The following is a 26,039-nucleotide window of genomic DNA, read 5'->3' on the forward strand; positions in this document are numbered from 1 at the left end:
CGCCCGCGCGCGGCACAGGCGCCTGGCCGGCGCTGCTGCGCCGCACAACGATGCTACAGAAAAAACGGCCGGCACGCTTTCGCACTGCCGGCCGTTGGTCCGCCTGCCCGCTTACTGCTGCGGCGGCGTGTCCGACTGCGACGCCGCCGCTGCTTCATTCAGCAGCGCCTTCGCCGACAGACGCACGCGACCCTTTTCGTCCGTCTGGATGACCTTGACCTTCACTTGCTGGCCTTCCTTCAGGTAGTCGTTGATGTCCTTCACACGCTCGTTGACGATTTCCGAGATGTGCAGCAGGCCATCCTTGCCCGGCAGCAGGTTCACGATCGCGCCGAAATCGAGCAGCTTCAGAACCGTGCCTTCGTACACCTGGCCGACTTCGATTTCGGCCGTGATGTTCTCGATACGCTTCTTCGCTTCGGCCATGCCGTCGCTGTTCGTGCTTGCGATCGTCACGACGCCGTCGTCGGAGATGTCGATGGTCGTGCCGGTTTCTTCCGTCAGCGCGCGGATCACCGAACCGCCCTTGCCGATCACGTCGCGGATCTTTTCCGGGTTGATCTTGATCGTGATCATGCGCGGCGCGAATTCCGACAGTTGCGTGTTCGCACCCGAGACTGCCGACGTCATCTTGCCGAGGATGTGCATGCGGCCTTCCTTCGCCTGCGCGAGCGCGACCTGCATGATTTCCTTCGTGATGCCCTGGATCTTGATGTCCATCTGCAGTGCCGTCACGCCTTGTTCCGTGCCGGCCACCTTGAAGTCCATGTCGCCGAGGTGATCTTCGTCGCCGAGGATGTCGGTCAGCACCGCGAACTTGTTGCCTTCGAGGATCAGGCCCATCGCGATACCCGCGACGTGTGCCTTCATCGGCACGCCGGCGTCCATCAGCGCGAGGCAGCCGCCGCACACCGATGCCATCGACGACGAACCGTTCGATTCGGTGATTTCCGACACGACGCGGATCGAGTAGCCGAATTCGTCGGCGCTCGGCAGGCACTTGACCAGTGCACGCTTCGCGAGGCGGCCGTGGCCGATTTCGCGGCGCTTCGGCGAGCCGACGCGGCCCGTTTCGCCGGTCGCGAACGGGGGCATGTTGTAGTGGAGCATGAAGCGCTCGCGGTACTCGCCTTCGAGTGCGTCGATGATCTGCTCGTCACCCTTCGTGCCGAGCGTCGCGACGACCAGCGCCTGCGTCTCGCCGCGCGTGAACAGCGCCGAGCCGTGGGTACGCGGCAGCACGCCGGTACGGATTTCGATCGGGCGCACGGTGCGCGTGTCGCGGCCGTCGATACGCGGCTCGCCGTTCAGGATCTGCGAACGGACGATCTTGGCTTCGATGTCGAACAGCACGTTGCCGACGGTAGCCTTGTCCGCTGCGACCGTACCGGCCGCCGATGCGTCTTCCTCGAGCTTCGCCGAGGTTGCTGCATAGACTTCCTTCAGCTTCGTCGAGCGTGCTTGCTTGTCGCGGAGCTGATAAGCCGCGAGCAGGTCGTTCTGTGCCAGCTCGGTCACGCGCGCGATCAGCGGTTCGTTCTTCGGGGCCGGCTGCCAGTCCCACTCGGGCTTGCCGCCTTCGCGCACCAGTTCGTGGATCGCGTCGATCGCGACCTGCATTTGCTCGTGGCCGAACACCACGGCGCCCAGCATCACGTCTTCCGACAGCTGATCGGCTTCCGATTCAACCATCAGCACGGCACGTTCCGTACCTGCGACGACGAGGTCGAGGCTCGATGCCTTGATCTGGTCACGCGTCGGGTTCAGCACGTATGCGTTGTCGATGTAGGCCACGCGTGCGGCACCGACCGGGCCGTTGAACGGCAGGCCCGACACGGCGAGCGCAGCCGATGCGCCGATCAGTGCGGGGATGTCCGCCGGGATTTCCGGGTTCACGGACAGCACGTGGATCACGACCTGGACTTCGTTGTAGAAGCCTTCCGGGAACAGCGGGCGCAGCGGACGGTCGATCAGGCGCGACGTCAGCGTCTCGTGTTCCGACGGACGGCCTTCGCGACGGAAGAAGCCGCCCGGGATCTTGCCGGCCGAGTAGGTCTTCTCGAGGTAGTCGACGGTCAGCGGGAAGAAATCCTGCCCCGGCTTCGCCGACTTCGCGCCGACGACGGTTGCCAGCACGACGGTGTCTTCGACGTCGACGATCACGGCGCCGCTTGCCTGGCGAGCGACTTCACCGGTTTCGAGGCGCACCTTGTGCTGGCCCCACTGGAATTCCTTCACGACCTTGTTGAACATGGACATGGTTGCTCCTTTGAATTCATGCATTTCATTCGCCGCGCCGGCCATCCCGCGCGGCGGCGTCCCGACCGAATCACCCGGAGCAAGGTGTGTTTTTTATGCCATTCCAGCGCGGCGCTCATGCAGCGACGCGCTGGAATGACACAAATCCTGCCCCGGTATCAGTCGTTGCGGCAGCCCTGCACAACCGTGCCGGACAGCCTGCGGTGCGTGTGACGCTACGCACCGCGCAAAAACAAAATGCCTGTATCAGCGGACTGACACAGGCATCTTGCTGGCGGCAATCGCCTCGATTACTTACGCAGACCCAGCTTCTCGATCAGTGCGCGGTAACGGTCGGCATCCTTGCCCTTGAGGTAGTCGAGCAGCTTGCGGCGGCGGCTCACCATGCGCAGCAGACCGCGGCGGCTGTGGTGATCCTTCGCGTGGGTCTTGAAGTGACCCGTCAGTTCGACGATACGTGCGGTCAGCAGTGCGACCTGGACTTCGGGGCTCCCCGTGTCGTTGGTACCGCGGGCGAACTGAGCAACAACTTCCGACTTCTTGATATCTGCAACAGACATGTGATTTCCTTTCTAACTGAACAGGCGGACACGGAAGAATGGCCGTGCCGTGACTTACAACCGGCGCGCATTGTAGCACAACTCCGCGCCGTTCTTACCGCCTCCTGTCACGGGCGCGTCATCGAGCAGGCGGACGGCGTCTCCGTGCGCTGCGCCGGCACCGCAAGCACCGTCCGGAAGCCGTAGCCGGAACCCTCGTTGTCGAAGCGCACGCCCGGCGTGCCGACCTTGTCCATCTCCATCACGTAAAGGGGCTGGATCAACTGATGATCCTGCGCGCGCATCTTCGACGCGTGGAAGCCGTCGTCGAACGACAGGCCCTCGAGCGCACGCGCGACCGCGACGGGGTCGGCCGAACCCGCGCGGTTCATCGCGGCGGCCAGCATCTCGATCATCAGGCTCATCCGTCGCACCGGATAGTCGTCCTGGGCGGCCGGAAAACGGTTCCGGAACGCACGGTAGAACGCATCGGATTTCACGCCGCCCGCGTTCGGATGCCAGTCCGCCACGGCCACGACCCGCCCGACACCGGCATCGCCAAGCGCGGCCGGCGCGCCGAGGCTGTTGCCGTAGAAGGTATAGAACTTCGCATTCAGCCCCTGCTCGCGCGCCGCCTTCACGAGCAGCGTCAGGTCGTTGCCCCAGTTGCCGGTCACGACGGCGTCGGCACCGCTCGCGCGGATCTTCGCGATGTACGGTGAGAAATCCTTGATCCGCCCGATCGGGTGGAATTCGTCGCCGGCGATCGTCACGTCCGGGCGCCGCGCGGCCAGCGCCTGCCGGGCGAGCGTGCTGACATCGTGGCCGAAACTGTAGTCCTGGTTCAGCAGATAAACCTTGCGGAGCGCACGGTCGCGCGCCATCACGTCCGCGAGCGCAGCCATCCGCATGCCCGCGTGCGCATCGAAGCGAAAATGCCAGAAACTGCAGCGTGCGCCGGTCAGCGCCGGATCGTCGGCCGAATAGTTGAGGAACAGCATCCGGTTGTCCGGATCGCGCGCGTTCAGCTTGTCGAGCGCGGCGACGAGCGCGGCCGCGACGGCCGAGCTGTTGCCCTGCGCGACGAACCCGATATGGCGGTCCGCGGCCGCGCGCAACTGCACGAGTGCCTCCTCGGGGCTGCCCTTGCTGTCGAGCACCACCAGTTCGAGCGGATGCGCGCCGTCGCGCAGCTTCACGCCGCCCGCCGCGTTGACCTGCTCGACGCCGAAGCGCAGGTTGCGTTCGACCGCCGCGCCCGCATTCGCGAACGGGCCCGACATCCCTTCGATCAGCGCGATCCGCACCGGCTCGCCGCCCGCAAACGCGGACGACACCAGCATCCACCCCGCGCTCAACGCGAGCGCACACCGCTTCCACCCCTGCATCGGCCACCTGCCCTTCAATCTGCCCGAGAAGCGCGGATCATAGGCCGGCGCGCCCGCCACCCGCAAGCGCGGCGCGCCCGGCGATCCGCACCGATTTTTTCCTCGCGGTGCGCGGCCGCGCGCCGTCCGTGATAAAACGGGACTTGTTTCCGTGTTCTGGAGAATCCCCATGCGCATTCGCATTTCCGCGCGCCTGCCGGTGCTGTTCGCCAGCGCCGCCGCGCTGCTGGCCGGTTGCGCGCAACCGTGGCAGCAATACCAGGCCGGCCAGGACGAGTCGGCGATCGTCGCACGCATGGGCCCGCCGCGCGAGATCTACGACCTGCCCGGCGGCGGCAAGCGCCTGATGTGGCCGACCCAGCCGATGGGCGAAATCACCATCGCGGCCGACGTCGACGCGGCCCACAAGATCGTCAACGTGCGCCAGGTCCTGCAGCCGAACGAGTTCTATCGCGCAGAGATCGGCAAATGGACGAAGACCGATGTGCTCGTCAACTTCGGACGCCCCGTCGAGACGTCCTACTTCCCGCTGATGAAGCGCGAGGTGTGGACCTATCGGTATCTCGAGGACAACGTCTGGTACATGATGTACAGCTTCTACTTCGATCCGCAGGGCATCCTGCGCATCACGCAGAAAACGCCCGACCCGCTGCACGATCCAGACCGCCGCAACCTGTTCTGACCGATTACGCATTTACGCGCAATTTTCATCATGGCCATTCACGAATCATTGCGTGAATGGCCATTTCCTTTTTTCCGCTTTCCTATTAATTCGGCAAATTCGACGGAAATCTTTTCCGATCGATGACAGGCCGATGGCACCACGCTGACATCCCCGTCATGCGGGCCTTTGCGCGGAAACAGGCATGCGCAGTGCATGTCATGCGGCGAATTGGTGCACGCAATGCACTACGCCAAATCAATTTGAAACAAATTGTTTCAACCCACCCGAAGCGCTAGGGCATACCCCTAATATCAGTCGAAACCAAACCTTTCAATTTAGAAAGAATGCCATTGCGTCATTTCTGCCGATATTCGTTTGCCTTTATCACAAAGGAGTCCTCATGAATCGCCCCAAGAGCATGCTGGTTGCCAACATCGCCTGGGCCCGCGAAACGCGTGAATACACGCCCGGCTTCTTCGACGCGCTCGCGCGCGGCCAGAACCCGCGCGTGCTGTGGATCGGCTGCGCCGACAGCCGCGTGCCGGCCGAAACCATCACGCACTGCGCGCCCGGCGAGCTGTTCGTCCATCGCAACATCGCGAACCTGTTCCATCCCGACGACGACAATTCCGCCAGCGTGCTGGAGTACGCGGTGCGCGTGCTGCAGGTCGACCACGTGATCGTGTGCGGGCACTACGGATGCGGCGGCGTACGCGCGTCGCTGCTGCCGCCGCCGTCCGACCTGCCGCACGTCGCGCGCCGCATCGCGCCGCTCTGCGCGCTCGCGCGGCGCCATCGCGACGCGCTGGACGGGCTCGACGACACGGCCGCCGCCGATCGCCTCGCCGAGCTCAACGTGCTCGAACAGGTGCGGCTGCTGCGCGCGTCGCCGATCGTGCAAGGCCGCGAACGGCCGCCGCTCGTGCACGGCTGGATCTTCTCGCTCGCCGACGGCCGCCTGCAGGAACTCGACTCCGGCTACACCAACCCGCCCGTCGACGTCGAAACCATGCAGGCCGCGACGGCCGGTGCGCTCGGCTGATCTACCCCGCCCCCAAGCCAATGAAATCGCCCCAACCATGAAACTGAACGAGCGCCTGTCCACCCTGCCGCGCGACATCGTCGCCGGCGTCGTCGTTTTCCTCGTCGCGCTGCCGCTGTGTCTCGGCATCGCCAATGCATCCGGCGTCGAGCCATTCGCCGGGCTCGTGTCCGGCATCGTCGGCGGTATCGTCGTCGCGCTGCTGAGCGGCTCGTCGCTGTCCGTCAGCGGGCCGGCCGCCGGCCTCGTCGTGATCGTCGTCGAAGGGATCGCCCAACTCGGCAGCTTCTCCGCGTTCCTGCTCGCGGTGCTGCTGTCCGGCGTACTGCAGTTCGGGTTCGGCATGCTGCGCGCCGGCCGCTTCGCCGCCTATGTGCCGTCGCCCGTCATCAAGGGCATGCTCGCCGCGATCGGCCTCCTGCTGATCGTGAAGCAGATTCCGTTCGCATTCGGTCTCGGCGGCTCGGCCGCGCAATCGTTTGCGAATTGGCCGGGCCTGCCGGTCGCGTGGGCCGCGACGGCCATCGCGCTCGCCTCGCTCGCGCTGCTGGTCGCGTGGGACACGCCCGCGCTGCACCGCTTCGCGCTGGTGCGCTCGGTGCCGGCTCCGCTTGCCGTGGTCGTGCTGGGTATCGGCGCCACGCTCGTGCTGGGCGTCGTCGCGCCGTCGATTGCACCGGGTGCCGCCCATCGCGTCACGCTGCCCGAACTCGGATCGTTCGCGGCCTTCGCAGCGTCGCTCAAGCATGCGGAGCTCGGCCCGAACTTCGCGCAGCTCGTGAATCCGGACGTGTGGCGCGTCGCAATCACGCTTGCGGTCGTTGCAAGCCTCGAGACGCTGCTGAGCCTCGAAGCAGTCGAGCAGATCGACCCGAAGCGCCGGCCGACCCAGCCCGACCGCGAGCTCAAGGCCCAGGGCGTCGGCAATCTCGTGGCGGGCGCGGTCGGCGGATTGCCGATCACGTCGGTGATCGTGCGCAGCTCGGTGAACGTCAATGCGGGCGCACAAAGCCGGATGTCGGCGATCGTGCACGGGATGCTGCTGCTCGCGAGCGTGTTCGCGCTCACCGGCCTGATCAACCTGATCCCGCTCGCGAGCCTCGCGGCGATCCTGATCCACACCGGCTTCAAGCTCGCGAAACCGGCGCTGTTCCGCTCGGTGATGAAACAGGGCCCGGCCGCGTTCGTGCCGTTCGCCGCGACGATTGCTGGTGTGCTTGCGGTCGACCTGCTGTTCGGCATCGCGCTCGGCCTTGCCTGCAGCGTGCTGGCAGTCGCCGTTGCGAACCTGAAGAGCCCCGTCACGCTCGCGCAGCACGACGACCACTTCCTGCTGTCGTTCCGCAAGGATGTGTCGTTCCTCGGCAAGGTGCAGGTCAAGCATCACCTGCGGCACATTCCCGACCGGGCCGCAGTGATCATCGACGCGACGCGCGCCGACTACATCGACCACGACGTGCTCGAACTGCTCGACGCGTTCGTCGCCGATGCACCGCGACGCGGCATCGCAGTCGAGTTCCGGCGGCGCAGCCCGGCGCAGCGCACGGCCACGCGTCGCTGGCTGTTCCGCGCGCCGGCCGCCGAATGAGCCGCGCATGAAAAAACGCCCCGGCGGCGCAGGGCCGCACGGGGCGTTTCAGTGATGCGCGGTACGCGGCGCTTACGAGCGCTGCGGATTGACCTTGTCGTCCTTCGAATGCAGCTTGTTCAGTGCGGAGATGTAGGCCTTCGCGGATGCGGCGACGATGTCCGGATCGGTGCCGACGCCATTGACGATCCGCCCGCTCTTCGACAACCGGACCGTCACTTCGCCCTGTGCCTGCGTGCCGGTCGTGATCGCGTTCACCGAGTACAGCAGCAACTCGGAACCGCTGCCGACTTCGCTCTCGATCGCGTTGAACGTCGCATCGACCGGACCGTTGCCGCGTGCCTCGCCGGTCACTTCCTTGCCTTCGACCCCGAACACGACCTTCGCATGCGGCTGCTCGCCCGTTTCCGAGTGCTGCGACAGCGACACGAACTTGAAGTGCTCCTGCTCGTGCGCAAGTGCCGATTCCTCGGACACGATCGCGATGATGTCTTCGTCGAAGATCTCGGCCTTGCGGTCGGCCAGATCCTTGAAGCGCATGAACGCGGCGTTCAGTTCGCTCTCGCTGTCGAGCGACACGCCGAGCTCCTGCAGGCGCTGCTTGAATGCGTTACGGCCCGACAGCTTGCCGAGCACGATCTTGTTCGCGGTCCAGCCCACGTCTTCCGCGCGCATGATCTCGTAGGTGTCGCGCGCCTTCAGCACGCCGTCCTGGTGGATGCCCGACGCATGCGCGAATGCGTTCGCACCGACCACCGCCTTGTTCGGCTGCACGACGAAACCGGTGATCTGCGACACGAGCTTCGACGTCGGCACGATCTGCGACGTGTCGATGCCGACGTCGAGACCGAAGTAGTCCTTGCGCGTCTTCACGGCCATCACGATTTCTTCGAGCGACGTGTTGCCCGCGCGCTCGCCGAGACCGTTGATCGTGCACTCGATCTGACGCGCGCCGCCGATCTTCACGCCGGCGAGCGAGTTTGCGACCGCCATCCCGAGGTCGTTATGGCAATGCACCGAGAAGATCGCCTTGTCCGAATTCGGAATGCGTTCGCGCAGCGTCTTCACCAAGTTGCCGTACAGCTCCGGCACGCCATAGCCGACCGTGTCGGCGATGTTGATCGTCGTCGCCCCCTCGGCAATCACGGCTTCCAGCACGCGGCACAGGAAATCCATGTCGGAGCGGCTGCCGTCTTCCGGCGAGAACTCGACGTTGTCGGTGAACTTGCGCGCGAAACGCACCGCGAGGCGCGCCTGCTCGAACACCTGGTCGGGCGTCATCCGCAGCTTCTTCTCCATGTGCAGCGGCGACGTCGCGATGAACGTGTGGATCCGGAAGCTCTCGGCCGGCTTCAGCGCGTCGGCTGCGCGCTGGATGTCCTTGTCGTTGGCGCGCGCCAGCGAGCAGATCGTGCTGTCCTTGATGAGACCGGCGATCGTGTGGATCGCGTCGAAATCGCCGTTCGAGCTGGCCGCGAAGCCGGCCTCGATCACATCGACCTTCATCCGCTCGAGGTGCTTCGCGATGCGGATTTTCTCTTCCTTCGTCATCGACGCACCGGGCGATTGTTCGCCGTCACGCAACGTCGTATCGAAAATGATCAGCTTGTCTGTCATGGGGGGCTCCAGGGCTCTTTATACGGAAGTCAAACGTAACGAGATCGCGCCACCGCTGGCGACGCTCAACAACAGACGAGGCTTGACGGGGGGGCGAGAACGGTCAGCGCGGCAGGCGCGCCAAAGCTAGCGCGCGTAGCGGCGCACCGGCTAGAAGGAGGGAGAGGCGGGAAAATGCAGTCATGCCGACGACTATAGCGGCATTCCGTTGGGTGCGCAATCGGACGGCACCCGGGGCCTCCGGCGGCCCGGTTCGAAAAAGGGGCAAATAAAAACGGCGGCCCGGAGGCCGCCGTTTTCGGGCAAAAAATGCGCGTCAGTGATCGCGCTGCGACGAGCGCGCCGGATTCGCGCGCCCGCGAATGGCCATGTAGGCCCAGAACACGTAGCCGGACAGCCCGTACAGCACGAACAGGCAGAACAGCATCAGCGGCGGATCGGACGACACGAGCACGAACGCGACGACGACCAGCAGGATCGCCGCGAACGGCACACGGTGCCGCACGTCGAGCGCCTTGCCGCTGTAGAACGGCGCGTTCGACACCATCGTCACGCCCGCGTAGATCGTCAGCACGAACGCGACCCACGGCAGCCAGCCGAGCTTCATCGGCACGCGGTTGTCGGTGGCGAGCCACACGAAGCCGGCAATCAGCGCCGCGGCCGCCGGGCTCGGCAGCCCCTGGAAGAAACGCTTGTCGACGCTGCCGATGTTCGTGTTGAAACGCGCGAGCCGCAGCGCGGCGCCCGAGCAATAGACGAACGCGGCGAGCCAGCCCCAGCGGCCGAGATCCTTCAGCACCCACTCGTACATCACGAGCGCGGGCGCGACGCCGAACGACACCATGTCCGACAGGCTGTCGAACTGCTCGCCGAACGCGCTCTGCGTATGCGTCATGCGGGCAACGCGCCCGTCCATCCCGTCGAGCACCATCGCGACGAAAATCGCGATCGCGGCGATCTCGAAGCGCACGTTCATCGCCTGCACGACCGCGAAGAAGCCGCAGAACAGCGCGGCGGTCGTGAATGCGTTCGGCAGCAGGTAGATGCCGCGCGTCTTCAGGAACCGCTGGCGCGCGGCGCGGCGGCTCTCGATGGGCACCGAATCCGGTGCCATCACCTTGTTGCGGCGGAACGGGCGTGGCGTCTGGCCGGCGCCGTTGCGCGGCCGACGCGGTTTGAATGCGGCCATCGTGCGCCCCGCCGCTTACTGTTCGAGCTCGGCGAGGATCGTCGACGACGCGTAGACCTTCTCGCCGATCGACACCTTCGCGCGGCTGCCGAGCGGCAGGTACACGTCGACGCGCGAACCGAAGCGGATGAAACCGTAGCGCTGGCCGCGCGACAGCGGTTCGCCGGCGCGCACGTAGCAGAGGATCCGGCGTGCGACGAGGCCGGCGATCTGCACGGCGGTCACGGTCTTGCCGCTCGCCGTCTGGATCACGACCGCGTTACGCTCGTTCTCGGTCGACGCCTTGTCGATCGCCGCGTTCAGGAACGCGCCCGGGAAGTACTCGACCTTGGAGATCGCGCCATCGACCGGCGAACGCTGCGAATGGACGTTGAAGACATTCATGAACACGCTGATCTTCAGCGCTTCGCGGTTCGCGTACGGGTCTTGCGCAGTCTCGACCGCGACGATGCGGCCGTCCGCCGGGCATAGCACCGCGTTCGGCTGCGCCGGGATCGGGCGCTGCGGATCGCGGAAGAACTGGACGACGAAGACGAGCAGCAGCCAGAACGGCCACGCGAAGCCGAAGCCCCCGACAGCATGGATCAACAGCGCGATGACGGCTGCAATCGCGATGAACGGCCAGCCTTCGCGCGCGATGATCGGATGAGGATAGTTCATGGATTCGTTCTGTGTTCGGTGAATTGCAAAGCCCGTAGGATAGCAAAAGCCGCCCGGGGCACTGCTGCCTTCGGGCGGCTTTTTGGTACCGGCCCTCTATTCGAGGGGCCGGAACAGCACGCGGTGCTTAGTTCTTCGACTGGTCGACGAGCTTGTTCTTCGCGATCCACGGCATCATCGCGCGCAGCTTCGCACCCACTTGCTCGATCTGGTGCTCGGCCGTCAGGCGGCGGCGCGACTGCAGCGTCGGTGCGCCTGCCTTGTTCTCGAGAATGAAGCTCTTCGCGTACTCGCCCGTCTGGATGTCGGTCAGGCACTGCTTCATCGCCTTCTTCGTCTCTTCCGTGACGATGCGCGGGCCCGTCACGTACTCGCCGTACTCGGCGTTGTTCGAGATCGAGTAGTTCATGTTCGCGATGCCGCCTTCGTAGATCAGGTCGACGATCAGCTTCAGTTCGTGCAGGCACTCGAAGTACGCCATTTCCGGCGCGTAGCCTGCTTCGACCAGCGTCTCGAAGCCCGCCTTGATCAGCTCGACGGTACCGCCGCACAGCACGGCCTGCTCGCCGAACAGGTCGGTTTCGGTTTCTTCACGGAAGTTGGTTTCGATGATGCCTGCACGGCCGCCGCCGTTCGCTGCCGCGTACGACAGCGCGATGTCGCGTGCCGCGCCCGACTTGTTCTGCGCAACCGCGATCAGGTGCGGCACGCCGCCACCTTGCGAGTACGTGCCGCGAACCGTGTGGCCCGGTGCCTTCGGCGCGATCATGATCACGTCGAGGTCGGCGCGCGGGATCACCGCACCGTAGTGAACGTTGAAGCCGTGCGCGAATGCCAGCGCTGCGCCCTGCTTGATGTTCGCGTGGACTTCCTTCGCGTACACGTCGGCGATCTGCTCGTCCGGCAGCAGCATCATCACGACATCTGCGCTCTTCACCGCTTCCGCGACTTCCTTGACCGACAGGCCGGCGTTTTCGGCCTTGCTCCACGACGCGCCGCCCTTGCGCAGGCCGACCGTCACGTTCACGCCGCTGTCCTTCAGGTTCAGCGCGTGTGCATGGCCTTGCGAGCCGTAGCCGATGATCGTGACTTGCTTGCCCTTGATGAGGGAGAGGTCAGCGTCTTTGTCGTAGAAAACGTTCATGATGGTTCCTTCGCTAATTCAAAAATTCAACAATTCGTTCGGATGGAGTACTGCGGGCCGGGACATGACGGCGCACCCGGCGTGCCTGTCTGGCATCACACCTTCAGGATGCGCTCGCCGCGTCCGATGCCGGAGCTGCCGGTGCGCACGGTCTCTAGGATCGCGCCCGCGTCCAGCCCCTGGATGAATGCGTCGAGCTTGTCGCTCGCGCCCGTCAATTCGATCGTGTAGGTCTTTTCGGTCACGTCGATGATGCGGCCGCGGAAAATGTCCGCCATCCGCTTCATTTCTTCGCGCTCCTTGCCCACTGCACGTACCTTGATCAGCATCAGCTCGCGTTCGATGTGTGCACCGTCGGTCAGGTCCACCACTTTCACCACCTCGATCAGGCGGTTCAGATGCTTCGTGATCTGTTCGATCACGTCGTCGGAGCCAATGGAAACGATGGTGAGCCGCGACAGCGATTGGTCTTCGGTCGGCGCCACCGTCAAGGTTTCGATGTTGTAGCCGCGTGCGGAAAACAGACCGACCACGCGCGACAGCGCGCCCGGTTCGTTCTCCAGCAGGACGGAAATGATGTGTCTCATGTTCGCTTCTTCCAGAATGTGTCCGTGTCGATTCACTCGCGCCGCGCGCTGCCGCGTGCCGCACCGCCCTTCGTGAAGGCGGCCGCATCGGGCTCAGGCGCGCGTCGCGCCGTTACAGATCTTCCGATCCGAGCAGCATCTCGGTGATGCCCTTGCCGGCCTGTACCATCGGCCAGACGTTTTCGGTCGGATCAGTCTGGAAGTCGAGAAACACGGTGCGATCCTTCAGGCGCAGCGCTTCCTTCAGCGCCGGCTCCACATCCGAGGTCTTTTCGATCCGCAAGCCGACATGGCCGTACGCTTCGGCAAGCTTCACGAAATCAGGCAGCGCATCCATGTACGAATGCGAATAGCGCTTGCTGTATTCGATCTGCTGCCACTGGCGAACCATGCCGAGATAGCGGTTGTTCAGCGAAATGATCTTCACGGGCGTGTCGTACTGCAGGCAGGTCGACAGTTCCTGTATGCACATCTGGATCGAGCCTTCGCCCGTGATGCACAGCACGTCGTCGTCCGGGTGCGCCATCTTGACGCCCATCGCTGCCGGCAGGCCGAAGCCCATCGTGCCGAGGCCGCCGGAGTTGATCCAGCGACGCGGCTTGTTGAAACGGTAGAACTGCGCCGCCCACATCTGGTGCTGGCCGACGTCCGAGCACACGAACGCATTGCCGTCCGTCAGCTCCCACGCCTTCTCCACCACGTATTGCGGCTTGATGATCTCGCTTTCGCGGTCGTATTTCAGGCAGTCCTTCGAGCGCCAGCCCTCGATGTCCTTCCACCATTGCGCGAGCGCCTCGGTGTCGGGGCCATGCTCGGCCGTCTGCAGTTGCTCGATCAGTTCCTTCAGCACTTCCTTCACGTCGCCGACGATCGGGATATCGACCTTCACGCGCTTCGAGATCGACGACGGGTCGATGTCGATGTGGATGATCTTGCGCGGACGCGACGCGAAGTGCGCCGGGTCGCCGATCACGCGGTCATCGAAGCGGGCACCGATCGCGATCAGCACGTCGCAGTGCTGCATCGCCATGTTCGCTTCGTAGGTGCCGTGCATGCCGAGCATGCCGAGGAATTTCTTGTCCGACGCGCGATAGCCGCCGAGGCCCATCAGCGTGTTGGTGACCGGGTAGCCGAGCAGGTCCGCGAACTGGTTCAGTTCACGCGACGCGTCGGCGAGGATGATGCCGCCACCCGTGTAGATGTACGGACGCTTCGCGGTCAGCAGCAGCGACACGGCCTTGCGGATCTGGCCCGAATGGCCCTTCGTGACCGGGTTGTACGAACGCAGCGACACGCTCTTGACGGGCTCGTATTCGCACGGCGTCTTCGAGATGTCCTTCGGGATGTCGATCAGCACCGGGCCCGGACGGCCGGTGCGGGCGATATAAAACGCCTTCTTGACGGTTTCCGCGAGGTCGCGCACGTCCTTCACGAGGAAGTTGTGCTTCACGCACGGACGCGTGATGCCGACGGTGTCGCACTCCTGGAATGCATCCTGGCCGATCGCGGCCGTGGGCACCTGGCCGCTGATCACGACCATCGGGATCGAATCCATGTACGCCGTGGCGATGCCGGTCACCGCATTGGTGACACCGGGGCCCGACGTCACGAGACAGACGCCGACATTGCCGGTGGAACGCGCATACGCATCGGCTGCGTGCACGGCCGCCTGTTCATGGCGCACCAGCACGTGCTGAATCTTGTCCTGCTTGTAAAGCTCGTCGTAGATGTAGAGTACCGAGCCGCCGGGGTAGCCCCAGATGAATTCGACGTTTTCATCGGCCAGTGCCTTCATGAGCACGGTACCGCCGATGGAGTCGCTATCGGGAGGGGAAAGGGGTTCCGACGTGGAGAATTCCGCGCTGGGCATGTTCATTTTGACCTTTCGAATTTTCGGCAAAAAATTGATCGGGTGCTCTCTGCCGGGCTTGTGGCTCGGGTTCAAGCGGCGCGTCCAGTTTGAAGGGCTGGCTTCTTGGGCCAACCTCAAATGAGACCATCACTTCATGTTGCGAATCATTGACGATAGCGGGTCGTGATTGGGTCGTCAAGCAAAATATCCCGCAGCGCATCATGGGCGCCGTCCGGCACCCCGCCGCCGCGGCTCGCGCGCAACGTACGGCGCCCAACCCGGTGCCAAGCGGCGCGAAAATTTGATAGCATCCGCGGGTTTTACGAAATTTTTCGACCTTTTACACCACGCAGCGGCCCGCAGCGCATACCTTCACGGAATGGCATCAGACAAGGAACTCGCCGACTTTCTGGCGGGCGTCGAAAGGCGCGCGTTCAAGCAGGCTGCGTACGCCGTGCGTGACGACGATGCGTCGCTCGACATCGTGCAGGACGCGATGATCAAGCTTGCGGAGAAGTACGGCGACCGGCCGGCGGCAGAACTGCCGCTGCTTTTTCAGCGGATCCTGCAGAACGCGATCCACGACTGGTTCCGCCGGCAGAAGGTCCGCAATACGTGGGTCACGCTCTTCTCGTCGCTGAACAACAGCGACGACGACGACTTCGACCCCCTCGAAACACTCGAATCCGCGGACGACAACGCGGGCGTCGAGAGCAGCGAGCACCGCCTCGAACGAGAGCAGGTTCTGGCCCTGATCGACGAAGAAATCCAGAAGCTTCCGGCGCGTCAACGGGAAGCGTTCCTGATGCGTTATTGGGAAGATATGGATGTCGCCGAGACGGCCGCCGCAATGGGGTGCTCCGAGGGCAGCGTGAAGACGCACTGCTCACGGGCCACCCACACGCTGGCGCACGCGCTCAAGGCCAAAGGAATCACGCTATGAGCTCCTCTCCCGCAAATCGAGAACACGAATTCGCGCTGAAGGTGCGCCGCGCGCTGGACGAGCGCGCGGCCGACCTGCCTGCCGCGACCACCGACCGTCTGGCCGTCGCCCGCCGGGCTGCGCTCGCGCGCAAGAAGCCCGAAGCCGCGACCGTGCCGGTGTTCGTGCCGGCCTTCGCCGGCGCGGCCGGTGCGTACGGCACGGCACCCGCGAGCCGCCCGCAGGCGTCGTTCGCGCGCCGCCTGCTGCGCGCGTGGCCGCTGGCGCTGCTGCTCGCGGGGCTCGTCGGCATCGCCTACTGGGAAGACATGCAGCGCACCGCCGAACTCGCCGACATCGACGCGGCGATGCTCAGCGACGACCTGCCGCTCAACGCGTATCTCGATCACGGGTTCAACGCGTATCTGTCGCGCGCTCACTAACAGACAATAACGAGGGGATCGCACGGGTGAGTCAGAAGCGCGGCCTGGCCGTATTTTTCGGATGCGTAATCGCGATCGCCGTTTCCTACGTCGCCACTTACCCACGATTCCGCCCGGCCCCCGCGACGACCACCGCCGCGGCCAGCAGCCCTGCCGCGCCCGCATCGGCCGCGACCGGGCTGACCACCGAACTCCCCCCGCTCCCCCTGCCGCTGCCGGCCGCTACCGGCCCGCTGTCGTGGGCACGCCTCACGCCGGCGCAGCACGCGGCACTCGCGCCGTTCGCCGACCAGTGGGACGGCTTCAGCGATGCCCGCAAGCGCAAATGGCTGAAGATCGCGTCGCGTTTCGCGAAGTTGACGCCCGATGATCAGAAGCGCCTGCAAGACCGGATGACCGAATGGGCAAAGATGACGCCCGAGCAGCGCCGCGTCGCGCGCGAGAATTACCAGAGTGCGAAGGAGCTTTCCGCGCAGGCTCGCGAGCGTGCATGGAAGGCGTACCAGCAACTCCCCGAAGAGCAGAAGGAACGTCTCGCGGCCGCCGAGCGCCGCCGCCGGCCGAGCGTCGTCAGTGCGCCGCCGACCGTCGCCGACCGTGACGTCCGTCGCCTCGTCAATTCGCACGAACACCCGGCAAGCGGCCCGGCCACCGCACCGGCGCCCGTCTCGGCCGCCGTCGCGCCGCCGGTGCCCGCCTCGTCGACGGCCGGCACCGCATCCGCGCCGGCCGCCGTGGCGCCCGTGTCGCCCGCCGACGCACCCTCGCTGTTCAAGGGTTCCTGAGCGCCCGTGGCGAACGCCCGCGCACCCGAAATTCCGGCCGCCGCGCCATCCGTGCGGCGGCGTCTCGCTGCCCTGCTCTACGAAGGCGTGCTGCTGTTCGGCGTGGTGTTCTTCGCCGGGCTCGCGTTCAGCCTTGCGACGCAGCAACGCAACGGCCTAGTCCATCACAACCTGCTCGCCGCCTGGATCGCACTCGTGGTCGGCGCGTACTTCGTCTGGTTCTGGACCCACGGCGGCCAGACACTGCCGATGAAGACCTGGCGGCTGCGGCTCGAATCGTCGAGCGGCCGGCCGCTGAGCGCGGGCCACGCGCTCGTCCGCTATGCGCTCGGCTGGCTGTGGTTCCTGCCGCCGCTCGCGCTGCATCCGCTCCTCGGCCTGTCGGTACCCGTCACGCTCGCGCTCACCGCCGCATGGATCGTCGTGTGGGCCGGCGCCGCGCGGCTGCATGCCGGCCGCCAGTTTCCGCACGACCGGATCGCACGTACGCGCGTCGTCGCGATACCACGCTGACGCACCGCATTCGCCTGACGAAAACGCCTCGCCGACGCGACTCCCGCCCGGCCTGACAGCCTTACCGGACAACGCTCGGCCGTTCCGTACGGCAGGTTGCACAACGCTCCGTCATTCACTGCTAAACACCCTGCAGCGGCCGTAATAAGAACGTCTCGTGACTGTCACGGCACAGTCACGCCCGCATGGCGGAATGCCGGTAATGTCAACCGGCGCGAGTCATGCATGGGCCAGAAAACGTCCGCGACCTCCCTGTTCCGTCACCCCATCGGCGCCCGCGCCGCTACCGCTTTCCTGTCCGGTTCTGCCGCAACCGACGGGCTGGTGTCGCAAGACCCGCCAGCCGGTCACGCCGCGCAGCATGACGACCCCGACTCGTCTGCCCACCGCTACCGCACCATCTGGCTGTCCGACATCCACCTCGGCTCGAGCGGTTGCCAGGCGCCGTACCTGCTCGACTTCCTGCGCCACAACGATTCGGAGTACCTGTACCTCGTCGGCGACATCATCGACGGCTGGCAGCTGAAGAAGGGCTGGTACTGGCCGCAGGCGCACAACGACGTCGTGCAGAAGATCCTGCGCAAGGCGCGCAAGGGCACGCAGGTCGTCTACATCCCCGGCAACCACGACGAAGGCGCGCGGCAGTTCTGCGATCTCGCGTTCGGCGACATCCAGGTGCGCGGCGAGGCGTTCCACACGACGCTCGCGGGCAAACGTTTGTGGATCGTGCACGGCGACCTGTTCGACGGCGTGATCCAGCACGCGAAATGGCTCGCGTACCTCGGCGACACGCTCTACACGCTGATCCTCGTGCTGAACCGCTGGTTCAACCGGATCCGCAGCCGGCTCGGCTTCCAGTACTGGTCGCTGTCGCAGTACCTGAAGCACCAGGTCAAGAACGCCGTCAACTTCATCTCGCAGTTCGAGACCGTGATGACCGACGAGGCGCGCCGCCGCGGCTGCGACGGCGTCGTGTGCGGCCACATCCACAAGGCCGAGATCCGCGACATCGACGGCGTGCTGTACTGCAACGACGGCGACTGGGTCGAAAGCCTGTCCGCGCTCGTCGAAACGATGGAAGGCGAACTGAAGATCGTCTACTGGACGGTGATGCGCACTGCCCCGACGGAGACCACGTCGCGCAAGGCCAAGGCCACTGCCTGACACACCCTTACTTACAGGACAAAGCCGCGATGAAGATCATGATCGTCACCGACGCGTGGGAACCGCAGGTCAACGGTGTCGTGCGCACGCTGAAGAGCACGTCGCGCGAGCTCACCGCGCTCGGCCACCGCGTCGAAATGCTGACGCCGCTGGAATTCCGCACGGTGCCCTGCCCGACCTATCCCGAGATTCGCCTGTCGATCCTGCCGTACCGCAAGCTGCGCGCGCGGATCGATGCGTTCGCACCCGACGCGCTGCACATCGCGACCGAGGGCCCGCTCGGCCTCGCCGCGCGGCGCTATGCGCGTTCGCGCAAGCTGCCGTACACGACCGCGTACCACACGCGCTTTCCGGAATACGTGCAGGCGCGCTTCGGCATCCCGCTCGCCGCGACCTACCGCTTCCTGCACTGGTTCCACGGCCCGTCGCTCGCGGTGATGGCGCCGACGCCGGTCGTCAAGCAGGACCTCGAAAAATTCGGCTTCACGAACGTCGTGCTGTGGACCCGCGGCGTCGATCTCGACGTGTTCCGGCCGATGGAATCGAAGGTGCTCAATACCGTGCGGCCGATCTTCCTGTACGTGGGCCGCGTCGCGATCGAGAAGAACGTCGAGGCCTTCCTGCGCCTCGACCTGCCCGGCTCGAAGTGGGTCGCGGGCGAAGGCCCCGCGCTCGCGGAGCTGAAGTCGCGCTATCCGGAAGCAAACTATCTCGGCGTGCTGTCACAGGCCGAGCTCGCGAAGGTGTATGCTGCGGCCGACGTGTTCGTGTTCCCGAGTCGCACCGACACGTTCGGCCTCGTGCTGCTCGAGGCGCTCGCCTGCGGCACGCCGGTTGCCGCGTATCCCGTGACAGGCCCGATCGACGTGCTCGGCGGAGGCGACGCCGGCGCGATGCACGAAGACCTGCAGGAAGCCTGCCTCGAGGCGCTGAAGATCGAACGCACCACTGCGCGCGCATGGGCCGAACGCTTCTCGTGGCGCGCGGCATCCGAGCAGTTCGCGTCGCATCTGAAGCCGCTGCCGAAGACTGCGTACTCGCCAGCAGAAGGTGCCGCCGTTTGAAACGAGACCTGAACGACAAGACCCCGCCCCCCGACGCAACGCCGCAACGGCACCGCCCGTTCGACGAGGAAGAGCCGCACGCCGACGCGGACGTGCATGCGCACGAGCCGCTCGGCCCCGACGATCGGCTCGCGCCGCTGCCGCCGAACCCGTACAAGCGCCATCGCGGCATCACGCGCGCCTGGTACGCCCTCAAGCATTCGCTGAACGGCTTTCGCGTCGCGATCCGCGAGGAGAGCGCGTTTCGCCAGGAACTCACGCTCGCCGCGCTGATGCTCCCGATCGGCGCGTTCGCACCGGTGCCGGCCGCCTCGCGCGCACTGCTGATCGCGTCGGTGCTGCTCGTGCTGATCGTCGAGCTGCTGAACTCGAGCGTCGAAGCCGCGATCGACCGCATCTCGCTCGAGCGTCACGAACTCTCGAAGCGCGCGAAGGACCTCGGCAGCGCCGCCGTGACGGTCGCGCTGTTTGCATGCGTGACGACGTGGGGCTTCGTGCTCGGACCGGTCGTTGCACGCTGGCTCGGCTTCTAGACAGCTGCCCTGCGGGCACCTGTCGTACCGCCCGCGTGCGGCGCTGCACCATGCGCCGCGCGGGGCCGCGATCACGAAATGCCCCGATGTGGCGAAACCCCGGTTTATAATCGTCCGCTAGACATAGAACAGCAACCCGCGCCGGACGAATCACGCAGCATCGATTGCAGCGCCCGCCAGTCCGGCACACACAGGGCCGGACGACATGGAAGCGAAACCTCCCCGCCGCACCCGCGAACGGATTCTCGAGTTGTCGTTGAAACTCTTCAACGAGATCGGCGAGCCGAACGTCACGACCACGACGATCGCCGAGGAAATGGAAATCAGTCCAGGCAACCTGTACTACCATTTCCGCAACAAGGACGACATCATCAACAGCATCTTCGCGCAGTTCGAGCAGCAGATCGAACGGCGGCTGCGCTTTCCCGAAGATCATCGTCCGACCATCGACGAAACCTGGTCGTACCTGCAGTACATGGCCGATTTCATGTGGACCTACCGGTTCCTGTATCGCGACCTCAACGACCTGCTCGCCCGCAACCGCACGCTCGAGACGCACTTCAAGCAGATCATCAGCCACAAGGTGCGCTTCGCGCGCGACATGTGCGAGCTGCTCGTGTCCGACACCGAGATGGTCGCGACGCCCGCCGAGATCGAGGTCATCGCCACCAACATGGCCGTCATTTCGACGTACTGGCTGTCGTATCAGTACGTGATGCATCCGCGCAAATACAACGACCAGGACGCGATCCGCGAGGAACTGCACCAGGTCAGCATGCACGTGATCTCCGTGATGGCACCGTACCTGCGCGGCCGGTCGCGCCAGCTGTTCGACGACCTGGTGTCCGGCAAGCTGCCGAAGCGCCAGTTCACCGACTACCTGCCGCCGCGCGACGGTTCGCCGCGCCCCGCCGGCAGCCCGGTCGTCACCGGGCAAGCCGCCGCCAAGGATTCCAAGCAATGAAGGCAGTGTGTGTTTACTGCGGCTCGTCGTCCGGCGTGCGGCCCGTCTATGCCGACGCCGCGCGCGCATTCGGCCGCGCGCTCGTGGATGCGGGCCTCACGCTCGTCTACGGCGGCGGCCGGGTCGGCCTGATGGGCGTGATCGCCGACGAAGTGATGGCGGCCGGCGGCCGTGCGGTCGGCGTGATCCCCGAACTGCTCGTCGACAAGGAAGTCGGCCATACGGGGCTGTCGGAACTGCACGTCGTGCCCGACATGCACCACCGCAAGAAAATGATGGCCGACCTCTCCGACGCGTTCGTCGCGATGCCCGGCGGCGCCGGCACGCTCGAGGAGCTCTTCGAGGTCTACACGTGGGCGCAGCTCGGCTATCACCGCAAGCCCGTCGCGCTCTACAACATCGATTCGTTCTACGATCCGCTGATCGCGCTGCTGCGCCATACGGTCGACGAGGGCTTCATGCGTCCGGCCTATTTCGACGCACTGTGCGTCGAATCGGAACCCGTCGAACTGATCGAGCGACTGCGTCGCTACCAGCCGCCCGTTCACGACAAGTGGGCGCCCGACGCAGCCAAGTAACCGTCACCGGAACCCGCACGCGATGACCGCACCGTCCGACCGCAAAGCCGTCCTCATCACCGGCGCGAGCCGTGGCATCGGCCGCGCAACCGCCGTGCTCGCGGCCGAGCGCGGCTGGGACGTCGGCATCAACTACGCGCGCGACGCGGCAGCGGCCGAACTCACTGCGCAGGCCGTCCGCGACGCGGGCGGCCGGGCGTGCGTCGTCGCGGGCGACGTCGCAAACGAAGCCGATGTCGTCGCGATGTTCGACACCGTCACGGCCGCGTTCGGTCGCGTCGACGCGCTGGTCAACAACGCGGGCATCGTCGCGCCGTCGATGCCGCTCGCCGACATGCCGGCCGACCGGCTGCGGCGGATGTTCGACACCAACGTGCTCGGCGCGTACCTGTGTGCGCGCGAAGCCGCGCGCCGGCTGTCCACCGACCGCGGCGGCCGCGGGGGCGCGATCGTCAACGTATCGTCGATCGCCTCCCGGCTCGGCTCGCCGAACGAATACGTCGACTATGCGGGGTCGAAAGGCGCGGTCGACTCGCTGACGATCGGCCTGGCCAAGGAACTCGGCCCGCACGGCGTGCGCGTCAACGCGGTGCGGCCCGGCCTGATCGAGACCGAAATTCACGCGAGCGGCGGCCAGCCCGGCCGTGCGGCCCGCCTCGGCGCAGCAACGCCGCTCGGCCGCGCGGGCGAAGCGCAGGAGATCGCCGAAGCGATCGTCTGGCTGCTGGGCGATGCGGCGTCCTACACGACGGGCGCCCTGCTCGACGTCGGCGGCGGCCGGTAATTCCGCACTGCGGCGCATCAAAAACCGCCGCCCGAAACAATCCGTCGTCACGGCACCACAAATCTCCACAATTCCGTGACACGAACGGTAAACCTCCGTAACAATTCCGTGGTCTACTACCGGACATTCAGACAGGTGTCATAAACACCTGTCCGTTACCCCTTGATGTGGCCCTAATCGGTCCTGCCCATGTCGCCGGACCGGCTCGACTCGACCCGAGATTCCTTCCATGCCCGGAACCGCAGCGCCCGGCCGGCGACGCACGACTGTGCCCGCTTCGGCCCCGCACACCCGCTCGCCCGCCGACGCCGACCTCACTGCAACGCTCGACGCCGGCGGCACGCCCGTCGTCGCCTCGACCGCCGCAGCCAGCACCACGCGCGAACGCTCGCTCCTGCTCGGCTGGCGCACGTGGCTGTTCGTCGCCGCGCTGATCTGCGCGTATACGCTGCCGGGCGTGCTCGGCCACGATCCGTGGAAGCAGGACGAAACCTACACGTTCGGCATCATCCAGCACATGCTCGAGACCGGCGACTTCGTCGTTCCGACCAATGCCGGCCTGCCGTTCATGGAAAAGCCGCCGCTTTACGCGTGGGTCGCGACCAGCCTCGCATGGCTGCTGCAGCGTGTGATGCCGCTGCATGACGCGGCACGGCTCGCGAGCGCATTGTTCGCCGCCCTTGCGTTCGGTTTCATCGCGCGCGCGGCGCGCGTCGCCAGCCGCGCGGACTCCTGGTTCGACCTGCGCGTGATCGGTCCCGTCGTGCTGAGCGCCGGCACGCTCGTCGTCATCAAGCACGTGCACGACATGATGACCGACGTCGCGCTGTTCGCCGGCACGGCAATCGCCTTCTGCGGACTGCTCGAACTCGTGATGCAGCACGTCGCGCGCGCGCAGCAGATGCGCCACGGGCTGCCGGTCCGGCCGTCGGGCCGCTGGGCCGCGCCGATCTTCGGCGCGGGCGTCGGCATCGCGCTGATGACGAAGGGGCTGTTCGTGCCGCTGGTGTTCGCGGCCACGCTCGTCGGCGCGCTGGTGCTCTATCCGGCCTGCCGCACCCGCTCGTTCGCCCGCTCGCTCGGCGTCGCCGCACTGGTGTTCGCGCCGTTCGCGCTCATCTGGCCGATCGCGCTGTTCCTGCGCTCCGAGACGCTGTTCATGACGTGGTTCTGGGATAACAACGTTGGCCGCTTCTTCGGTTTCTCCGTCCCCGAACTGGGCGCGGAGAATGACAAGCCGTTCTTCATCCTGCGCGCGTTCCTGGCCGTCGGCTTCCCGGTCGCACCGCTCGCGATCGTCGCGCTCGCGCGCGGTGCGTGGCGCGACTGGCGCACGCCGCGCATCGCGCTGCCCGTGATGTTCGCGGGCGTCGGGCTCGTCGTGCTGCAAGTGTCCGCGACGTCGCGCCAGCTCTACATCCTGCCGTTCTTCGCCCCGCTCGCGCTGGTCGCCGCACAGGCCATCGAGCGCCTGCCGCGCCAACTGCATCTCGCGTGGGACTACCTGAGCCGCATCCTGTTCGGCACGGCCGCCGCGCTCGCATGGGCAATCTGGGCGGTGATGGCCGATCCGGCCGCGTCGCGCAAGGATCTCGCGCTGCTTGGCCGCTGGCTGCCGCTCGACTGGACGATGCCGATCGAACCCGCGCTCGTGATCGGTGCGCTCGTGCTGACGGTCGGCTGGCTGACGCTGCTGCCGAAGCTGCGCGCGACGGGCGTCTGGCGCGGCGCGCTGTCGTGGGGCGCCGGCGCACTCGTCGCATGGGGGCTCATTTACACGCTGCTGCTTCCGTGGCTCGACGTCGCGAAGAGCTACCGCTCGGTGTTCGACGACCTGAACGCACACCTCGCGCTCGAATGGAACGACGGCGACTGCATGGCGAGCCTGCACGGGCTCGGCGAATCGGAAGCGCCGATGCTGTACTACTTCTCCGGCATCCAGCACACGCCGATCGCCGACGCGAAGACGACGCGCTGCACCTGGATGATCGTCCAGGGCGTGCGGGCCGTCGATCCGGCGCCCGGCAACGAATGGAAACTGTTCTGGACGGGCGCGCGCCCGGGCGACAACGACGAACTACTGCGCGTGTACGTACGCACGCCCGAACAGCACGTGGAGTAATTGCCGGGAGGCGCGGCGTCGTGCTTGCCCTCCCTCATGCCGGGTTTGCAGCGGTGAGCACCACCGTCTGAGCAGCGAACATCCAGCGGGAAATGCGCGCGGTCGACCGGCGTTCCCTACGGCCACCGTGCCCGCGTGAGCGTGACTCCGCGGGCCTGCCCCTCCCCTCGTCATGCCGCTGCCGGGATCGTCAGAACGAAGAACCGGGCTCGCGCAGAAATGCCGTCTCCTCGTCGCTTGATGCCCGACCGAGAATCGCATTCCGGTGCGGAAAGCGGCCGAAGCGCTCGACGACGGCCGCATGCAGCACCGCAAAGCGGTGATAGCTCTCGCACCCTGCTTCGTCCCGGATGCCCGCGCACAGGCGCACGGCCTCGCGCTGGCTCTCGACCGACTCGTCGTGCTCGAACGGCAGATACGCAAACGCGCGGTGATGCCCGCTCGGCAACTGCGCGTCCCAGCCGGCCGCAACGACGTGGCGCGCGAGCGCGAGCGCCTTCGGATCGGCAGCAAACGCGCGCGGCGTGCCGCGATGGATGTTGCGCGAGAACTGGTCGAGCACGACGATCAACGCCAGCGCCCCCGGCGGCGAGCCTGCCCAGTGATCGCAAGCGCCGTCGCACGCGGCGTCGAGCAAGGCGCCGTAGCGCGTGCGCAGCACGTCGTCGAACGCCGCGCCGCCGTTGAACCAGACCTTGCGGTCCTGCCCGAATTCGGCCGAGCCCGGCTCGCCGAACCAGAAATCCAGAATCTCCCGCGCTTGCGGATCGAGCGCCGCTGCGCCCGCGTGGGTGGTGTCAATCGTCATGCAAACTCCAGTACGAGGCGCCGGGTGCGCGCGCTCTTCTTTTCCAGTTTCGCGACCCGCAGCGCGCCGATTTCGGACGTGTTGCGCACATGTGTGCCGCCGCACGGCTGCAGGTCGACCTGTTCGATGCGCAGCAGCCGCACGCGGCCGAGGCCCATCGGCGGCTTCACGCTCATCGTGCGGACGAGGTCCGGCCGTGCGGCCATCTCGTCGTCAGTGATCCATTCGGTCGTGACCGGGTGCGCGCCGACCACCAGGCCGGCGAGGCGTCGCTCGACGTCATCGCGGTCGATTGCATCGGACGTCGCAAAATCGAGCCGCACGTAGTCGGCCGTCACGCTGCAGCCGTCGACCGCGTACGGCAGCACCGCGCACATCAGGTGCGCGGCCGTATGCAGCCGCATGTGGCGGTAGCGGCGCAGCCAGTCGATCTCCGCGACCACGCGCGTGCCGGCCACGAGCGCCGCGACGCTCGCCTCCTGCCCCGGTGCGGGCACGTGCACGGCATCGTCGGGGGTCGCGCCGTCGAACTTGGCCTTGCGCGTATCGGCAATCGCGATCGTGCTGCCGTCGGGCAGCGTCAGCGTGCCGGTGTCGCCGGCCTGGCCGCCGCCGAGCGGATAGAACACGGTGCGGTCGAGCCGGATGCCGTCGTCGCCGACGGCCAGGACGGCCGCATCGCATTGCGTGAGGTACGCGTCTTCGCGAAACAGCGCTTGTGTCGTCATCGGGCGAGCCTCGTATCGATTGGGGGAAGCGGCCAGTGTCGCGCCGCGCGGCGCGCGCGCCCAGACGCAGATCGTCCCGCGCGCGGGCGGCAGCGTACCGGT

25 protein-coding genes are annotated in these 26,039 nt (G+C 66.1%); 14 read left to right on the top strand and 11 right to left on the bottom strand.

The features are described 5' to 3' along the window. Nucleotides 1-111: 111 nt before the first annotated feature. From pnp to BCEP18194_RS18065, 3 genes are all read right to left on the bottom strand, one after another. A complete protein-coding gene (pnp, locus tag BCEP18194_RS18055) occupies nucleotides 112-2,259 on the bottom strand; it encodes a polyribonucleotide nucleotidyltransferase (RefSeq protein ID WP_011352703.1) in 2,148 nt (715 codons plus the stop codon). A 290-nt stretch (nucleotides 2,260-2,549) separates the two neighbouring features. Continuing rightward, nucleotides 2,550-2,819 (bottom strand): 30S ribosomal protein S15, encoded by a 270-nt coding sequence (gene rpsO, locus BCEP18194_RS18060; RefSeq protein WP_006398792.1) that lies wholly within the window; start codon nucleotides 2,817-2,819, stop codon nucleotides 2,550-2,552. Between the two features lie 107 nt (nucleotides 2,820-2,926). Then, nucleotides 2,927-4,186 carry a branched-chain amino acid ABC transporter substrate-binding protein gene (locus BCEP18194_RS18065; RefSeq protein WP_011352704.1) on the bottom strand — a complete coding sequence of 420 codons (1,260 nt, stop codon included), beginning with the start codon at nucleotides 4,184-4,186 and terminating at the stop codon, nucleotides 2,927-2,929. Nucleotides 4,187-4,355: 169 nt separating this feature from the next. On the opposite strand from BCEP18194_RS18065, the gene BCEP18194_RS18070 reads away from it, so the two are divergent. The 3 genes from BCEP18194_RS18070 to BCEP18194_RS18080 all read left to right on the top strand — a co-directional run bounded on the left by BCEP18194_RS18070 (nucleotide 4,356) and on the right by BCEP18194_RS18080 (nucleotide 7,480). After that, nucleotides 4,356-4,868 (top strand): hypothetical protein, encoded by a 513-nt coding sequence (locus BCEP18194_RS18070; protein ID WP_011352705.1) that lies wholly within the window; start codon nucleotides 4,356-4,358, stop codon nucleotides 4,866-4,868. A 382-nt stretch (nucleotides 4,869-5,250) separates the two neighbouring features. Beyond that, nucleotides 5,251-5,892 carry a carbonic anhydrase gene (locus tag BCEP18194_RS18075; RefSeq protein ID WP_011352706.1) on the top strand — a complete coding sequence of 214 codons (642 nt, stop codon included), beginning with the start codon at nucleotides 5,251-5,253 and terminating at the stop codon, nucleotides 5,890-5,892. A gap of 37 nt (nucleotides 5,893-5,929) precedes the next feature. Beyond that, entirely contained in the window at nucleotides 5,930-7,480 is a 1,551-nt protein-coding gene (locus BCEP18194_RS18080; protein ID WP_011352707.1) for a SulP family inorganic anion transporter, read from the top strand. 72 nt (nucleotides 7,481-7,552) lie between these two features. Here BCEP18194_RS18080 and BCEP18194_RS18085 read toward each other — a convergent pair whose 3' ends face one another. From BCEP18194_RS18085 to BCEP18194_RS18110, 6 genes are all read right to left on the bottom strand, one after another. Then, nucleotides 7,553-9,097, bottom strand: coding sequence for a 2-isopropylmalate synthase (locus BCEP18194_RS18085; protein ID WP_011352708.1), 1,545 nt, complete (start codon nucleotides 9,095-9,097; stop codon nucleotides 7,553-7,555). 316 nt (nucleotides 9,098-9,413) lie between these two features. Next, on the bottom strand, nucleotides 9,414-10,286 hold the full coding sequence (gene pssA, locus BCEP18194_RS18090; RefSeq protein ID WP_011352709.1) for a CDP-diacylglycerol--serine O-phosphatidyltransferase: 873 nt from the start codon (nucleotides 10,284-10,286) through the stop codon (nucleotides 9,414-9,416). 15 nt (nucleotides 10,287-10,301) lie between these two features. Beyond that, the gene (locus BCEP18194_RS18095) at nucleotides 10,302-10,946 is read right to left on the bottom strand and encodes a phosphatidylserine decarboxylase (protein WP_011352710.1); all 645 of its coding nucleotides are present in this window, start codon (nucleotides 10,944-10,946) and stop codon (nucleotides 10,302-10,304) included. A gap of 127 nt (nucleotides 10,947-11,073) precedes the next feature. Further along, nucleotides 11,074-12,090 (bottom strand): ketol-acid reductoisomerase, encoded by a 1,017-nt coding sequence (gene ilvC / locus BCEP18194_RS18100; protein ID WP_011352711.1) that lies wholly within the window; start codon nucleotides 12,088-12,090, stop codon nucleotides 11,074-11,076. Nucleotides 12,091-12,185: 95 nt separating this feature from the next. Beyond that, the gene (gene ilvN, locus BCEP18194_RS18105; RefSeq protein WP_011352712.1) at nucleotides 12,186-12,677 is read right to left on the bottom strand and encodes an acetolactate synthase small subunit; all 492 of its coding nucleotides are present in this window, start codon (nucleotides 12,675-12,677) and stop codon (nucleotides 12,186-12,188) included. A gap of 112 nt (nucleotides 12,678-12,789) precedes the next feature. Continuing rightward, nucleotides 12,790-14,553: an acetolactate synthase 3 catalytic subunit gene (locus tag BCEP18194_RS18110; RefSeq protein WP_011352713.1), complete on the bottom strand. Its 1,764-nt coding sequence runs from the start codon at nucleotides 14,551-14,553 to the stop codon at nucleotides 12,790-12,792. A 355-nt stretch (nucleotides 14,554-14,908) separates the two neighbouring features. Here BCEP18194_RS18110 and BCEP18194_RS18115 point away from each other — a divergent pair, with 355 nt between their 5' ends. The 11 genes from BCEP18194_RS18115 to BCEP18194_RS18165 all read left to right on the top strand — a co-directional run bounded on the left by BCEP18194_RS18115 (nucleotide 14,909) and on the right by BCEP18194_RS18165 (nucleotide 24,401). After that, complete coding sequence (locus tag BCEP18194_RS18115; protein ID WP_011352714.1) at nucleotides 14,909-15,472, top strand: RNA polymerase sigma factor; 564 nt, start codon at nucleotides 14,909-14,911, stop codon at nucleotides 15,470-15,472. Continuing rightward, nucleotides 15,469-15,894: a DUF3619 family protein gene (locus tag BCEP18194_RS18120; RefSeq protein ID WP_011352715.1), complete on the top strand. Its 426-nt coding sequence runs from the start codon at nucleotides 15,469-15,471 to the stop codon at nucleotides 15,892-15,894. Before BCEP18194_RS18115 ends, BCEP18194_RS18120 begins: the two co-directional genes overlap by 4 nt. 26 nt (nucleotides 15,895-15,920) lie before the next feature. Then, nucleotides 15,921-16,679: a DUF3106 domain-containing protein gene (locus tag BCEP18194_RS18125; RefSeq protein WP_011352716.1), complete on the top strand. Its 759-nt coding sequence runs from the start codon at nucleotides 15,921-15,923 to the stop codon at nucleotides 16,677-16,679. Between the two features lie 6 nt (nucleotides 16,680-16,685). Further along, a complete protein-coding gene (locus tag BCEP18194_RS18130; RefSeq protein WP_011352717.1) occupies nucleotides 16,686-17,192 on the top strand; it encodes an RDD family protein in 507 nt (168 codons plus the stop codon). Nucleotides 17,193-17,417: 225 nt separating this feature from the next. Then, nucleotides 17,418-18,356, top strand: coding sequence for a UDP-2,3-diacylglucosamine diphosphatase (locus BCEP18194_RS18135; protein WP_041492905.1), 939 nt, complete (start codon nucleotides 17,418-17,420; stop codon nucleotides 18,354-18,356). 29 nt (nucleotides 18,357-18,385) lie between these two features. Continuing rightward, entirely contained in the window at nucleotides 18,386-19,420 is a 1,035-nt protein-coding gene (locus tag BCEP18194_RS18140; protein WP_011352719.1) for a glycosyltransferase family 4 protein, read from the top strand. After that, entirely contained in the window at nucleotides 19,417-19,953 is a 537-nt protein-coding gene (locus BCEP18194_RS18145) for a diacylglycerol kinase (protein ID WP_011352720.1), read from the top strand. Before BCEP18194_RS18140 ends, BCEP18194_RS18145 begins: the two co-directional genes overlap by 4 nt. A gap of 205 nt (nucleotides 19,954-20,158) precedes the next feature. Beyond that, the gene (locus tag BCEP18194_RS18150) at nucleotides 20,159-20,917 is read left to right on the top strand and encodes a TetR/AcrR family transcriptional regulator (protein WP_011352721.1); all 759 of its coding nucleotides are present in this window, start codon (nucleotides 20,159-20,161) and stop codon (nucleotides 20,915-20,917) included. Continuing rightward, complete coding sequence (locus BCEP18194_RS18155; RefSeq protein ID WP_011352722.1) at nucleotides 20,914-21,495, top strand: TIGR00730 family Rossman fold protein; 582 nt, start codon at nucleotides 20,914-20,916, stop codon at nucleotides 21,493-21,495. Before BCEP18194_RS18150 ends, BCEP18194_RS18155 begins: the two co-directional genes overlap by 4 nt. Nucleotides 21,496-21,517: 22 nt before the next feature. Next, on the top strand, nucleotides 21,518-22,279 hold the full coding sequence (locus BCEP18194_RS18160; protein ID WP_011352723.1) for an SDR family oxidoreductase: 762 nt from the start codon (nucleotides 21,518-21,520) through the stop codon (nucleotides 22,277-22,279). 229 nt (nucleotides 22,280-22,508) lie between these two features. Further along, nucleotides 22,509-24,401 (top strand): ArnT family glycosyltransferase, encoded by a 1,893-nt coding sequence (locus BCEP18194_RS18165; protein WP_011352724.1) that lies wholly within the window; start codon nucleotides 22,509-22,511, stop codon nucleotides 24,399-24,401. A 190-nt stretch (nucleotides 24,402-24,591) separates the two neighbouring features. Here the strand turns inward: BCEP18194_RS18165 and BCEP18194_RS18170 are convergent, their stop codons facing one another. Together BCEP18194_RS18170 and BCEP18194_RS18175 are read right to left on the bottom strand one after the other, a co-directional pair. Further along, a complete protein-coding gene (locus tag BCEP18194_RS18170; RefSeq protein ID WP_011352725.1) occupies nucleotides 24,592-25,209 on the bottom strand; it encodes a DUF924 family protein in 618 nt (205 codons plus the stop codon). After that, on the bottom strand, nucleotides 25,206-25,937 hold the full coding sequence (locus BCEP18194_RS18175) for an alanyl-tRNA editing protein (RefSeq protein WP_011352726.1): 732 nt from the start codon (nucleotides 25,935-25,937) through the stop codon (nucleotides 25,206-25,208). The genes BCEP18194_RS18170 and BCEP18194_RS18175 overlap by 4 nt, the downstream gene beginning before the upstream one ends. Nucleotides 25,938-26,039: the final 102 nt, after the last annotated feature.

The sequence above is a fragment of the Burkholderia lata genome, from assembly GCF_000012945.1.
Taxonomy (GTDB): Bacteria; Pseudomonadota; Gammaproteobacteria; order Burkholderiales; family Burkholderiaceae; genus Burkholderia; species Burkholderia lata.